Origin of the sequence: Bacillus sp. 2D03, assembly GCF_003946765.1 — a bacterium.
Lineage (GTDB): Bacteria > Bacillota > Bacilli > Bacillales > Bacillaceae_G > Bacillus_A > Bacillus_A cereus.
In genome coordinates, this window is sequence record NZ_RPSJ01000009.1 from 67010 (window position 1) to 81090 (window position 14081).

Consider the following 14081-nt stretch of genomic DNA (forward strand, 5'->3'; position numbering starts at 1 on the left):
CTTTGCCTTCGACAAAATAAAACATAGACTTTATAATTTTCTATGTAACGGTAACAACCTATTTACAAGTAGGTTGTTATTTTTTTACGAAAGGAATGAAATATTGGTACTGACGAGCTGAGAATTCTATTTCAGTATTATAAGTTTGAAAAAGAAAGAGGACGAGTCATATGCTAAAAGGGAAAAAGATACTTCTATGTGTAACAGGAGGCATTGCGGTTTTTAAAGCAGCTGCGTTAACGAGTAAATTGACACAATCTGGCGCGATTGTAAAAGTAATGATGAGTGAGTCGGCAATGAAGTTTGTTACGCCTCTTACATTCCAAGCGCTTTCTCGCCATGATGTATATACGGATACATTTGATGAGAAAGACTCAGCTGTTATTGCTCATATTGATGTAGCAGATTGGGCGGATGTTGTACTTGTCGCACCTGCTACTGCCAATTGTATTGGAAAGTTAGCTGGTGGTATTGCAGATGATATGATTACAACTACTTTGTTAGCTACTACAGCTCCGGTATGGATTGCGCCTGCTATGAATGTGCATATGTATGAAAATAAAATAGTTCAAAAAAATATGATGACATTGAAAACGCTAGGATATACATTTATTGAGCCTGGGGAAGGCTTTTTAGCATGTGGATATGTAGCGAAGGGACGACTAGAAGAACCTGAAGCAATTATCGCACGGTTAGAGGAAGCTTTCTCAGAACACAAACCATTGCAGGGCAAAAGAATATTAATAACTGCTGGCCCAACACGTGAAAAGGTTGATCCAGTTCGTTTTATGACAAATTTTTCTTCTGGAAAAATGGGGTATGCGATTGCGGAAGTGGCAGCGAATTTAGGCGCTGATGTTATACTCGTTTCAGGACCGACAGCATTAAATCCACCGTTACATGTAACGACAGTGCAAGTGGAATCTGCACAAGATATGTTAGAAGTGGTTCTTCAACATTATCAAAACGTAGACGTTGTCATTAAAACAGCAGCAGTTGCAGATTATCGTCCGAAATATGTTCATGAGAATAAAATGAAAAAGCAAAATGGTGATGCTGTCATTGAACTTGAAAGAACGGTGGATATTTTAAAAACGTTAGGTCAGAAAAAGGATAAACAGTTACTTATCGGTTTTGCTGCTGAAACGACAAATGTAGAGGAATATGCAACGAAAAAACTACGTGAGAAAAATGCAGATATGATTGTCGCGAATGATGTAAAAGCGCAAGGAGCTGGATTTGGCACGGATACGAATATTGTAACAATGTATAGAAAAGATGGAAAAGTTATTGAGTTGCCACTTTTAATGAAAAAAGAGGTAGCTCGTGAAATATTGAAGCAAATTGAAATGATGTTAGAAGATGATCGTTTATGAAATTTGCAAGTGTCATTGTTGATGTACCTGCCCGTCAGACAGATCGACCATTTGATTACATTATCCCTAAAAAATGGGAAGATATTGTACAGACAGGAATGCGTGTAGTAGTTCCGTTTGGCCCAAGAAAATTGCAAGGTTTTATTATTGGGATTAAAGATTCGGTGGATGTAGAAAGTAAGAAGTTAAAGACAATCCATGAAATATTAGATGTAACACCGGTTTTAAATGATGAATTATTAAAGCTTGGATATTGGCTTACAAGTGAAACGTTATGCTACATGATTTCAGCTTTTCAAGTGATGCTTCCAACTGCGATAAAAGCAACGTATAAAAAACGTCTACAACTTTGTAAACAGGAAGAAATAGCACCTGAAATACTATATTTATTTCAGGATAAAGAAGCAATTGATTTTGAAGTAATCGAGCAACAGCCACATTTATACCGAGCTATTCAACAAGAAATTAAAAATGGTACGGTTGAAGTCGTTTATCAAGTGAAAGATAAAGTACAAAAGAAGAAGCAAAGAGTGGTTCAGCCGGAGTTGCCAGAAGATAAATTGGAATTAGCGGCATTTGAACTGAAAAGTAAAAAACAACAAGATGTACTTTATTATTTTGTGGAAAATTATAAAAGTGCACCGTTGAAAGTAATTACAGAAGAGTTACAAATAACAGATGCTCCAATAAAAGCACTTGTTAAAAAGGGATTCATTTCAGAAAAGTATGTGGAAGTATACCGAAATCCGTATGACGATGATGATTTTGAACAAACAAAACCATTTCCACTTACGGAGGAACAAAAACAAGTTATTACACCGATTTTATCATCAATTACAAATGAAACTTATAATCCATTTTTACTATATGGTGTTACAGGAAGTGGAAAGACAGAAGTATATTTACAATCTATAGCAGCAGTGCTCAAGAAAGGAAAAGAAGCTATCGTTCTTGTTCCTGAAATTGCACTAACGCCCCAAATGGTGGATCGTTTTAAAGGTAGGTTTGGCTCACAAGTTGCAGTTCTTCATAGTGCGTTGTCTGTTGGAGAAAAGTATGACGAGTGGCGTAAGATTTTAAGAAAAGAAGTGAAAGTTGTAGTTGGTGCGCGTTCAGCTGTTTTTGCGCCTTTTGAGAATTTAGGGATTATTATTATTGATGAAGAGCATGAATCAAGTTACAAACAAGAAGATAATCCGAGGTATCATGCAAGAGATGTAGCTGTCTGGAGAGGACAATATCATAAATGTCCTATCGTTCTTGGTAGTGCGACACCAACACTTGAATCGTTTGCAAGGGCGAAAAAAGGTGTTTATGAACTATTAACAATGGAAAAACGTATGAATGAACAAGCTTTACCAACGGTAGAGATTGTTGACATGCGAGAAGAACTTCGTGACGGGAATCGATCAATGTTTTCTAAGGCGCTGCATGAAAAAATAGCAGATCGATTAGAAAAGAAAGAACAAATGGTACTCTTTTTAAATAGAAGAGGTCATTCTACATTTGTTATGTGCCGTGATTGTGGGTATGTTGTTCAATGTCCGCATTGTGATATTTCATTGACATATCATAAAATGAATCATCGTTTAAAATGTCATTATTGTAGTTACGAAGAGAATATGCCAACTGAGTGTCCAGCTTGTCAAAGTACATACATTCGTTTCTTTGGTACAGGTACACAAAAGGTAGAAGAAGAAATTACAAAACTATTTCCAGAGGCACGAGTCATTCGAATGGATGTAGATACGACAAGTCGAAAAGGAATGCATGAAAAATTATTAAAGGCGTTCGGGGAAGAAAAAGCAGATATATTACTCGGAACACAAATGATTGCTAAAGGATTAGATTTTCCGAAAGTAACGCTCGTTGGGGTTTTAACTGCAGATACGATGCTTCACTTACCTGATTTTCGGGCGAGTGAAAAGACATATCAGCTATTGACGCAAGTAAGTGGACGAGCAGGTAGACATGAATTGCCAGGGGAAGTTGTGATTCAAACGTATACGCCAGAACATTACAGTATAGAGTTAGCGAAGAACCAACAATATGATGTGTTTTTTGACCAAGAAATGCAAATGAGACGAACAAGACAATATCCCCCATATTACTATGTTGTACTCGTAACTGTATCTCATCCTGAATTATTAAAAGCGGTACAAGTGACGGAAAAAATTGCCTCGTATTTACGAACGCATTGCTCACAGCAAACAATGGTGCTAGGACCAGTTGTTTCAGCGATTCCAAGGATAAAAGATAGATATCGTTATCAATGCATGATAAAATACAAACGGGAACCAAACTTAAAGAACGTGCTCAAAATGGTAAATGAACATTATCAAGCAGAAATGCAAAAAGAGCTACAAATCTCAATTGATTTTAATCCAACAATGTTAATGTAGCGGAGGGAAATATGGCAGTTTTAGAAATAATAAAGCATCCAAATGAAGTGTTAGAAACACCATGCGAAAGAGTAATTAACTTTGATAAAAAGTTAGTGAAATTGTTGAAAGATATGCATGAAACAATGTTAATTGCGGACGGAGTCGGTTTAGCTGCGCCTCAAGTAGGTGTAAGCTTGCAAGTAGCGGTTGTTGATGTCGATGATGATACTGGGAAAATCGAGTTAATCAATCCATCAATATTAGAAAAACGTGGTGAACAAGTAGGTCCCGAAGGCTGTTTAAGCTTCCCGGGACTTTATGGTGAAGTAGAACGTGCCGATTATATTAAAGTAAGAGCACAAAATCGCCGTGGGAAAGTATTCTTATTAGAAGCGGAAGGATTTTTAGCGCGTGCAATTCAACATGAAATCGATCATTTACACGGTGTTTTATTTACATCGAAAGTGACAAGATATTATGAAGAAAACGAACTAGAATAGGTGTTAAAAGGAGCGGTTTTTAAATGATAAAAGTAGTGTTTATGGGAACACCGGACTTTTCAGTGCCGGTGCTTCGTCGTCTTATTGAAGATGGCTATGAGGTAGTAGGTGTTGTGACGCAACCTGATCGTCCAGTAGGTAGAAAAAAAGTATTAACACCTACACCTGTTAAAGTTGAAGCGGAAAAACATGGTATCCCTGTGTTACAGCCGTTAAAAATTCGTGAAAAAGATGAATATGAAAAAGTATTGGCATTAGAGCCAGATTTAATTGTAACAGCTGCATTTGGGCAGATTGTACCAAATGAAATTTTAGAAGCACCGAAGTATGGATGTATTAATGTTCACGCTTCTTTACTTCCTGAACTTCGTGGTGGTGCACCAATTCATTATGCAATTATGGAAGGTAAAGAAAAAACAGGTATTACAATTATGTATATGGTAGAAAAATTGGATGCTGGTGATATCTTAACGCAAGTGGAAGTTGAAATTGAAGAGCGTGAAACGACAGGCTCATTATTTGATAAATTAAGTGAAGCAGGAGCACACCTTCTATCTAAAACAGTACCTTTATTAATCCAAGGTAAGTTAGAACCGATTAAACAAAACGAAGAAGAAGTAACGTTTGCGTACAATATAAAACGTGAGCAAGAGAAAATTGATTGGACAAAAACAGGTGAAGAAGTATACAATCACATTCGCGGATTGAATCCATGGCCAGTTGCTTATACAACTTTAGCAGGACAAGTTGTTAAAGTATGGTGGGGAGAAAAAGTGCCTATAACTGAACCGGCTGAAGCAGGTACAATTGTTGCAATCGAAGAAGATGGTTTTGTTGTAGCAACGAGTAATGAAACAGGTGTTAAAATTACTGAATTGCAACCTTCTGGTAAAAAGCGTATGAGTTGTTCACAATTTTTACGTGGAACAAAACCTGAAATTGGAACGAAGTTAGGAGAAAATGCATGAGACAAAATGTTCGTGAATTAGCTCTTGATGGTTTAATTCAAGTGGAAAAAAGTGGTGCATATAGCAACTTACTTTTAAATAATCTAATTGAAAAAAGTGCAATTGATAGAAAAGATATTGGTTTATTAACTGAAATTGTATATGGAACGATTCAACGTCGTGACACATTAGATTATTATTTACAGCCTTTTCTAAAAAAGAAGGTTGAGGCGTGGGTAAGAGTATTGCTTCGCTTATCTTTATATCAAATGATTTATTTAGACCGAGTGCCAGAAAGAGCGGCTATTCATGAAGCGGTTGAGATTGCAAAGCGTCGCGGGCATAAAGGAATTGCTGGTATGGTGAACGGTGTATTACGTTCGATTCAGAGAGAAGGTGTACCTTCTGTAGATGAAATCAAGGATCCAGTAGAACGTCTTGCAATTACAACAAGTCATCCAGTTTGGCTTGTCCAAGAGTGGACTTCAGAATACGGTTTAGAAACTGCAGAAAAAATGTGCGAAGTAAACATGTTACCACCTGTACCAACAGCGCGTGTGAATGTTGATAAGGTAACGGTAGAAGAAGCGATTGAGTTGTTGGCAAGTGAAGGTATAGAAGCAAAACGTGGTGACTTATCAGATGATGCAATTCAGATTGAAAGAGGAAATGTAGCGCATACAGAAGCGTTTAAAAAAGGATTTCTTTCTATTCAAGATGAAAGTTCTATGCTTGTAGCACGCGCTTTAGAACCGAATACGGGAGATGCAGTTCTTGATAGTTGTGCTGCTCCAGGCGGAAAAACAACGCATATCGCGGAACGATTAAAGGGAACTGGTAAGGTCATGTCCCTTGATTTACATGCACACAAAGTACGTTTAATTAAACAGCAAGCAGAGCGACTTGGTCTAGAAAATGTCGAAACTAAAGCGCTAGATGCTAGAAAAGTGCAAGAACACTTTGCGAATGAAACGTTTGATAAAATATTGGTAGATGCACCGTGTTCTGGATTTGGTGTAATTAGACGTAAACCTGATATTAAGTTAGGAAAAGATAAAGGCGATAGTGAAAGATTATCGACGATTCAAATTGCAATACTAGAAAAAATAGCACCATTATTAAAACAAGGTGGTCGTCTTGTTTATAGTACGTGCACAATTGAGAAAATAGAAAATGAACAAGTAATAGAGAAATTTTTACAAGAACATCCTGAATTTGAATGGGATACTACGCTTAAAGAGCGTATGCCAGAAAAATTAACTCCGTATATTGATGAAGGTCAAGTACAAATTTTACCGCATTATTTTGCGACGGATGGCTTTTATATTGCTTGTTTAAGGAAGAAGGTGTAGCATCATGGAAACGACTGTAAGAAAACAAAAGAAAAATTTAGAAACGAAGAAACCATCAATTTACTCTTTACAACTTCATGAAATGCAAGATTGGTTAAAGGAACAAGGAGAACCGAAGTTCCGTGCTGGACAAATTTTTGATTGGTTATATAAAAAACGTGTAAAAAATTATGAGGATATGTCAAACCTTTCTAAAGGATTGCGTGATAAATTGTCGAATTCCTTTGATATTACTACTTTAAACACGTTAGTAAAACAAACGTCTTCGGATGGAACAATTAAATTCTTATTCCAATTATATGACGGATATTCTATTGAAACGGTATTAATGCGACACGAATATGGAAATTCCATTTGTGTAACAACGCAAGTTGGTTGTCGTATTGGGTGTACGTTCTGTGCTTCGACACTTGGTGGATTAAAGCGAAACCTAGAAGCTGGAGAAATCGTAGCGCAAGTAGTAGAAGTTCAGCGCGCGCTTGATGAAACAGAAGAACGTGTAAGTTCTCTTGTTGTTATGGGGATTGGAGAACCATTTGATAACTATGATAATTTAATGGGATTCTTACGCATCATTAACCATGAAAAAGGACTTCATATTGGTGCGAGACATATGACTGTTTCGACGAGTGGAATTATCCCGAAAATTTATAAGTTTGCTGAAGAAGATCTACAAATTAATTTTGCGATTTCATTGCATGCTCCAAACTCAGAATTACGTTCAAAATTAATGCCGATTAACCGTGCTTATAAATTACCAGATTTAATGGAAGCTATTAAATACTATGTAAATAGAACAGGGCGTCGTATTACTTTTGAATATGGATTATTTGGAGGAGAAAATGACCAAGTAGAGCATGCTGAAGAGCTTGCTGCGCTCTTAAAAGGTGTAAAATGTCATGTGAACTTGATTCCGGTAAACTACGTACCTGAACGTGATTATGTACGTACGCCACGTGAACAAATTTTCTTGTTCGAGAAAACGTTAAAAGATCGTGGAGTAAATGTAACGATTCGCCGTGAACAAGGTCATGATATTGATGCAGCCTGCGGTCAGTTGCGTGCGAAGGAGCGCAAAGAAGAGACGAGGTGACGAGATGAAAGCCGTATTTCTATCGGATAAAGGAAAAGTTCGTCAACATAATGAAGATAGTGCAGGAGTTTTTCACAATTTAGATGGAAATGTATTAGCGGTAGTAGCAGATGGAATGGGAGGTCATCGAGCTGGTGATGTAGCTAGCTCGATGGCCATTCAATTATTCCATGATTATTGGAAGCAAACACATAATATGAATGAGCCGAAAAAAGTAGAACAATGGTTACATACTAGTGTTGGGATTATTAATGAGCGTATATATGAATACGCTCAGCAAAATGCAGAATGTAATGGTATGGGAACAACGCTTATAATAGCTGTTTGTACACCAAGCTTTGTGACAATAGGGCATATAGGAGATAGTCGTTGCTATATGGTATCAGAAGGAGAAATGACGCTAGTAACGGAAGATCATTCGCTTGTAAATGAGCTTGTGAAACATGGTGAAATTTCAAAGGAAGACGCAGAGTATCATCCGAAAAAGAATGTGTTATTAAGAGCATTAGGAACAGAAGAAAAAGTTGGGTTAGATGTTAAAACGTTGGTGATTGAGGAAGATGATCAATTACTTCTTTGCTCTGATGGGTTATCAAACAAAGTTTCTATTGATGATATGCGACAAATTTTACAGTTAAATGAACAGCTTGAAGGTAAAGGGCAGTGTCTCATTCAATTGGCAAATGATCGCGGTGGAGAAGATAATATCACACTTGTTCTTATTGATTATGCGGGTTCGACAAACGAAAGTAGGTGAAGTGCAACGTGCTGATTGGAAAACGCTTAAATGACCGTTATAAGCTGCTGAAAATGATTGGTGGTGGCGGAATGGCCAATGTATATTTAGCTCATGATGATATACTTGGCCGAGATGTAGCGGTAAAAATATTAAGACTCGACTACTCAAATAACGAAGAGTTTATTAAACGTTTCCATCGAGAAGCGCAGTCTGTTACAACGTTGTCGCATCCAAATATTGTGAATATGTATGATGTCGGAGAAGAAGATGGTATATACTATCTTGTTATGGAATATGTACCAGGGCAAACATTGAAGCAATACATAATTGAGCGAGGGATGTTACCTATAGGAGAAGCTCTTGATATTATGGAGCAGTTAACATCCGCTATGGCACATGCCCATCATTTTGAAATTGTGCATCGTGATATAAAGCCGCACAATATTTTAATTCGAGCTGATGGAATAATAAAAGTAACAGATTTTGGAATTGCGACAGCTACAAGTGCAACAACAATTACACATACAAATTCAGTGCTCGGTTCAGTCCATTATTTATCACCAGAACAGGCACGTGGCGGGATAGCAAATAAACAATCAGATATCTATTCTCTTGGGATAGTTATGTTTGAATTGTTAACAGGAAGACAACCGTTTTCTGGCGAATCTGCTGTTGCCATAGCTTTAAAACATTTACAAAGTGAAATCCCATCACCAAAAAGATGGAATGAAAATATTCCGCAAAGTGTTGAAAATATTATATTAAAGGCAACTGCAAAAGATCCGTTTCACCGATATCAATCTGCCAATGCGATGAAGCGAGATATTGAAACTGCGCTATATCCAGAGAGGATAAATGAGCAACCATTTTACATACCGGAAGATATGGAAGCGACGAAAGCGATTCCGATTATTCAACAAGAACAATTATTTGAAAATGTAAGTGATGAAACGATTGTTTTAAAAGGGAGTAAGGTGGAAGAACCGATAAGAGCAGAAGCAGCTGAGTTAGATAAGAAGAAAAAACGGAGTAACAAGTGGCTTAAAGTTTTAATTTCAACATTTTTATTTTTAGCAATAGGAATAACATTAGCACTTACGGTTATTCCAGGATTATTTATTCCGAAAGATGTGAAAGTTCCTGATGTGGCTGGTATGAAATACACGACAGCTGTAAATACATTAGTAGAAAAGGGCTTTGAGGTGACGGAGCCTAATATTGTATATACAGATGATGTTGAAGTTGGGGATGTAATAAAAACGGACCCTGTAGCAGGAAGAGTCGTAAAAGAAAACGCTAAAATTACTATCTATCAATCAGGTGGAAAAAAGAAAAGTAAGATGGCAAATTTCACAGGTCAAAACTTTGAGAGTGTAAAAGCTGAGTTAGAAGAAAAATATAAACAAGTTACGGTAAATTATATTGAAAATGATAAGCCGAAAGGTGAAATTGTAGAACAAATTCCGACGCCTGATCAGATGGTTATAGAAGCGGAGCAAGAACTGAAAATCTGGGTAAGTAAAGGGCCTTATCAAATTAGACCAGGTGACTTTTCGGGGTGGACTGAAAATAGTGTAACTGGTTATTTGAATGAGAGAAAACTAACGTCAGATATAAAACGAGAGTATTCAGATACAGTCGAAAAAGGACTTGTAATTTCGCAATTTCCAAAACCAGGTACACCATTAAAAGAGGGAGATAAAGTAACTATTATTATCTCTGATGGTCAAAAGCCTAAAGTGACTAAAACGGTAAAAGTGGACAATATCTCTATCCCATATGAGCCTGCTGTAACAGGTGAAAAAAAGCCGCAAACAATAGAAATTTATAAAGAAGACATGCAGCAAAAAATGGATAGACCGGTTGAAACGAGAACAATTACTGAATCAGCGACTATTTCTTTAGAATTTGTAATTCAAGAAGGTTCAAAGGGACACTATAAAATTGTACGGGATGGAGTAACGATTATTGATAAAGAAGTACCATATCCAACTCAATAATAGTGAAAGTCTACTTATTATTATTATTATTGCCTGTTATGCTGTCTACAAAGTGGACGGTATAGCAGGCAAAAATATATGATTCAAAAAGCTAGTAAAGTGATGCAGCTGTAAATATTTTTTTGCATTTAATGGGAAATTCAATGTATATTAGCGAAAGTATATATGGTAGGTTTTGAAATCGTTATTTGGAAAATTTAAATCCATTCATTTTTAAATTCAGCATCACCTTATACAAAAAAGGAGAATTCTATGCCAGAAGGAAAAATTATAAAAGCTTTAAGTGGGTTTTATTACGTGCAGCATGAAGAAGGGGTTACGCAATGTCGTGGGCGAGGTGTATTTAGAAAAAATAAAATTACACCACTTGTAGGAGACCAAGTTGTTTTTCAGGCAGATAATCCAACTGAAGGTTATGTGCTTGAAGTGTTTGATCGAAAAAATGAACTTGTTAGACCTCCTATTGCTAATGTCGATCAAGCGATCCTTGTGTTCTCTGCAGTAGAACCAGATTTTAATCCTGGACTGTTAGATCGATTTTTAGTGCTGATTGAATATCATAACATTAAGCCAATTATTTGTATTAGCAAGATGGATTTAGTAGATGAAAAGATGAAAGCAACTGTTGAAGCTTATGCGAATGATTATCGTGAGATGGGTTATGATGTTTTATTTACTTCTATTAATACGTCAGAAAGTATTGATATATTAAAACCATACTTAGAAAATTGTGTTTCTGTCGTTGCGGGTCAATCTGGTGTTGGGAAATCTTCAATGCTTAATGTGCTACGTCCAGAATTAGAGCTGAAAACAAATGATATTTCCTCCCATTTAGGACGCGGGAAGCATACGACAAGACACGTAGAATTAATTGCAATTGGGAGTGGGCTAGTAGCAGATACACCGGGTTTTAGTTCACTAGATTTCATTGATATAGAAGTAGAAGATCTTACATATTGTTTTCCAGAGTTGAAAGAAGCGAGCCAATACTGTAAATTTAGAGGGTGTACACATCTTTCTGAACCGAAATGTGCGGTGAAAGCTGCGGTTGAAGAAGGGAAGATTACAGAATATCGCTATAAGAACTATAAACAATTCGTAGAAGAAATTAGAGAGAGAAAGCCGAGGTATTAGTTATGATTAAAATTGCACCATCGATTTTATCAGCAGATTTTTCAAAATTAGGGGAAGAGATTAAAGATGTAGAAAAGGGCGGAGCGCATTACATTCACGTTGACGTAATGGATGGACATTTCGTACCAAATATTACGATTGGACCGTTAATTGTAGAAGCAATCCGTCCGATTACATCATTACCATTAGATGTACATTTAATGATTGAAAATCCTGATAACTATATCCCGACTTTCGCACAAGCGGGAGCGGATATTATTACTGTTCACGTAGAGGCGTGTCCGCATCTACATCGTACAATTCAGTTAATTAAATCTCATGGTATTAAAGCGGGCGTTGTATTAAATCCACATACGCCAGTTTCAGTGATTGAGCATGTATTAGAAGATATAGATATGGTATTACTTATGACAGTAAACCCTGGATTTGGTGGACAGAAGTTTATCCATTCTGTATTACCGAAAATTAAACAAGTTGCAGACATGGTGAAAGAGCGCAATCTAGAAGTAGAAATTGAAGTTGATGGTGGTGTAAATGCTGAAACAGCAAGACTTTGTGTGGAAGCAGGAGCAAATGTACTTGTAGCTGGGTCAGCAGTATACAATCAAAAAGACCGCGGTGAAGCAATTCGCGTAATTCGTGGGTAGTGATGAACTTTTATCCTAGTAAGGTATTTATAGGATAGGATAAAAATATGTAAAAAGGCAATCTACCGAATGGCAGATTGCCTTTTTACAATGGAAGGAGAAGAAAAAATGATTATTCATATTTTGGCAGGAGGACCTTCGGAATATTGCGCAGATTTTGCTCGATACGAGAATGAGGAAGTAGTGTGGGCAGCGGTTGATAGGGGAGTATACCGTCTATTAAAGAAAGGGATTATCCCGGCTGTTGCGTTTGGAGATTACGATTCAGTTACTGAAGAAGAATTAGTATGGATGGGACAGCAAACGAACGAATTACATATTGTTCCGCGGGAAAAAGATCAAACGGATTTAGAAATTGCAATCAACTGGGCATTAGAACAGAAGCCGGCACTAATTCGTATTTTTGGTGCTACTGGTGGAAGGCTTGATCACGGTTTGGCAAATATACAGATGCTTTTAAAAGGGTTAGAAGTAGAGATAGAAATGTGTATTGTGGACAATAAAAATGAAATAACAGTTAAAAAAATGGGTACACATATAATTGAAGAAAATAAAAATTTTCCTTATGTATCTTTTGTACCAGTTACTGAAATAGTGGAAGGGATTACATTGTTTGGTTTTAAGTACCCTCTTACTAATAAAACAATAGAGTGGGGATCAACACTTTGTATTAGTAACGAACTCGTTGAGGAAAAAGGTACTTTTTCATTTACTTCTGGCATATTAATGTTGATAAGAAGCACTGATTGAAGAAACAATTTTGCTCCTTACATCATATAGTGACCAAGTGGAGTAATGGGGATTAGGAGGGAAACCATGAGATTTTATACAATTAAGTTACCTAAATTTCTTGGTGGAATAGTTCGTGCAATGTTAAATACCTTCAAAAAAGATTAAAAAAAGCACCTATCACCGGTGCTTTTTCCATTGTTATAGTAAAAAAAGAGCCTATCGGCTCTTTTTTTTATTATTAAACACGTTCGATTTTGCCAGATTTTAATGCTCTAGCAGAAACGTAAACACGTTGAACTTTTCCGTCGATGCGTACGCGAACTTTTTGAAGGTTAGCGCCCCACTTACGTTTTGTAGCGTTCATTGCGTGAGAACGAGAGTTACCAGAACGAGCTTTTCTTCCAGTAATAGCACAAACACGAGCCATTTATATTTCCCTCCCTTGATACCTTACCATACGTAATTTTTCAATGTTAGTCTTTTATGCGATGCTAAAAACACTACTATAATTTAACACAACTAAAAAGAGAATGCAACACCGTAGAAAAAAGAAATCAAGAAAATTTACTTGACACTATATGTCAATGAAGAAAAGTTGAAATCCATAAAAATTGCTTGACATATTATAGTGGTACATGTTGTATAATAACAATGGACTATTTTGCTCATCATAAAAAAGTGTAATTTAAAACATAAAATATGAGAGTGAAAAGAAAGAACGATGGAATTTTCTTTAAAAAGATTATATGATAGTAACTAAAGTAGTCTAGCTCACTTTCACCATTTATGAAGGGGGAAACGAGATGTCAATTGAAATTAAAACGAAGTACGGTCAAATTGATATTAGTACAGATGTAATTGCAACAATTGCTGGAGGTGCCGCGGTAGATTGCTACGGTATCGTAGGTATGGCATCAAAAAATCAGTTAAAAGATGGATTAACAGACATTTTACGAAAAGAAAACTTCACTAGAGGTGTTATTGTTCGTAAAGATGAAGATGAAGTACATATTGATATGTATATTATTGTGAGCTATGGTACGAAAATTTCAGAAGTGGCACATAATGTGCAGACGAAAGTGAAATATACATTAGATCAAACTGTAGGACTAGCAGTAGATTCTGTAAACATCTACGTACAAGGAGTTAAAGTAATAAACTTGTAATGTGCATTAAG

Annotated in this window: 14 protein-coding genes; 13 read left to right on the forward strand and 1 reads right to left on the reverse strand. The window is 36.4% G+C overall.

What is annotated here, in order from left to right; translation table 11 throughout:
• The first annotated feature begins 170 nt into the window (after positions 1-170).
• From coaBC to spoVM, 12 genes are all read left to right on the forward strand, one after another.
• On the forward strand, positions 171-1376 hold the full coding sequence (coaBC, locus tag EBQ15_RS20130; protein ID WP_000911761.1) for a bifunctional phosphopantothenoylcysteine decarboxylase/phosphopantothenate--cysteine ligase CoaBC: 1206 nt from the start codon (positions 171-173) through the stop codon (positions 1374-1376).
• Positions 1373-3778, forward strand: a complete 2406-nt coding sequence (gene priA, locus EBQ15_RS20135; RefSeq protein WP_000666713.1) for a primosomal protein N' — start codon at positions 1373-1375, stop codon at positions 3776-3778. The genes coaBC and priA overlap by 4 nt, the downstream gene beginning before the upstream one ends.
• 11 nt (positions 3779-3789) lie before the next feature.
• Positions 3790-4260 (forward strand): peptide deformylase, encoded by a 471-nt coding sequence (def, locus tag EBQ15_RS20140; protein ID WP_000279455.1) that lies wholly within the window; start codon positions 3790-3792, stop codon positions 4258-4260.
• A 23-nt stretch (positions 4261-4283) separates the two neighbouring features.
• A complete protein-coding gene (fmt, locus tag EBQ15_RS20145; RefSeq protein ID WP_000598804.1) occupies positions 4284-5228 on the forward strand; it encodes a methionyl-tRNA formyltransferase in 945 nt (314 codons plus the stop codon).
• Positions 5225-6559, forward strand: coding sequence for a 16S rRNA (cytosine(967)-C(5))-methyltransferase RsmB (rsmB, locus tag EBQ15_RS20150; RefSeq protein ID WP_001249666.1), 1335 nt, complete (start codon positions 5225-5227; stop codon positions 6557-6559). The genes fmt and rsmB overlap by 4 nt, the downstream gene beginning before the upstream one ends.
• 4 nt (positions 6560-6563) lie before the next feature.
• Positions 6564-7652 carry a dual-specificity RNA methyltransferase RlmN gene (gene rlmN, locus EBQ15_RS20155; RefSeq protein WP_000450541.1) on the forward strand — a complete coding sequence of 363 codons (1089 nt, stop codon included), beginning with the start codon at positions 6564-6566 and terminating at the stop codon, positions 7650-7652.
• 4 nt (positions 7653-7656) lie between these two features.
• The gene (locus EBQ15_RS20160; RefSeq protein WP_000648703.1) at positions 7657-8409 is read left to right on the forward strand and encodes a Stp1/IreP family PP2C-type Ser/Thr phosphatase; all 753 of its coding nucleotides are present in this window, start codon (positions 7657-7659) and stop codon (positions 8407-8409) included.
• Between the two features lie 8 nt (positions 8410-8417).
• A complete protein-coding gene (gene pknB, locus EBQ15_RS20165) occupies positions 8418-10391 on the forward strand; it encodes a Stk1 family PASTA domain-containing Ser/Thr kinase (RefSeq protein ID WP_000904748.1) in 1974 nt (657 codons plus the stop codon).
• 252 nt (positions 10392-10643) lie between these two features.
• Positions 10644-11525: a ribosome small subunit-dependent GTPase A gene (gene rsgA, locus EBQ15_RS20170; RefSeq protein ID WP_001113932.1), complete on the forward strand. Its 882-nt coding sequence runs from the start codon at positions 10644-10646 to the stop codon at positions 11523-11525.
• Between the two features lie 2 nt (positions 11526-11527).
• On the forward strand, positions 11528-12172 hold the full coding sequence (rpe, locus tag EBQ15_RS20175; protein WP_000589977.1) for a ribulose-phosphate 3-epimerase: 645 nt from the start codon (positions 11528-11530) through the stop codon (positions 12170-12172).
• A gap of 69 nt (positions 12173-12241) precedes the next feature.
• The gene (locus EBQ15_RS20180; RefSeq protein ID WP_033683160.1) at positions 12242-12922 is read left to right on the forward strand and encodes a thiamine diphosphokinase; all 681 of its coding nucleotides are present in this window, start codon (positions 12242-12244) and stop codon (positions 12920-12922) included.
• Between the two features lie 66 nt (positions 12923-12988).
• Positions 12989-13069 carry a stage V sporulation protein SpoVM gene (gene spoVM / locus EBQ15_RS20185; RefSeq protein ID WP_001213599.1) on the forward strand — a complete coding sequence of 27 codons (81 nt, stop codon included), beginning with the start codon at positions 12989-12991 and terminating at the stop codon, positions 13067-13069.
• A gap of 73 nt (positions 13070-13142) precedes the next feature.
• Here spoVM and rpmB read toward each other — a convergent pair whose 3' ends face one another.
• Positions 13143-13331: a 50S ribosomal protein L28 gene (gene rpmB / locus EBQ15_RS20190; RefSeq protein ID WP_000124776.1), complete on the reverse strand. Its 189-nt coding sequence runs from the start codon at positions 13329-13331 to the stop codon at positions 13143-13145.
• Between the two features lie 376 nt (positions 13332-13707).
• Here rpmB and EBQ15_RS20195 point away from each other — a divergent pair, with 376 nt between their 5' ends.
• The gene (locus tag EBQ15_RS20195; RefSeq protein WP_000021109.1) at positions 13708-14070 is read left to right on the forward strand and encodes an Asp23/Gls24 family envelope stress response protein; all 363 of its coding nucleotides are present in this window, start codon (positions 13708-13710) and stop codon (positions 14068-14070) included.
• Positions 14071-14081 lie beyond the last annotated feature (11 nt).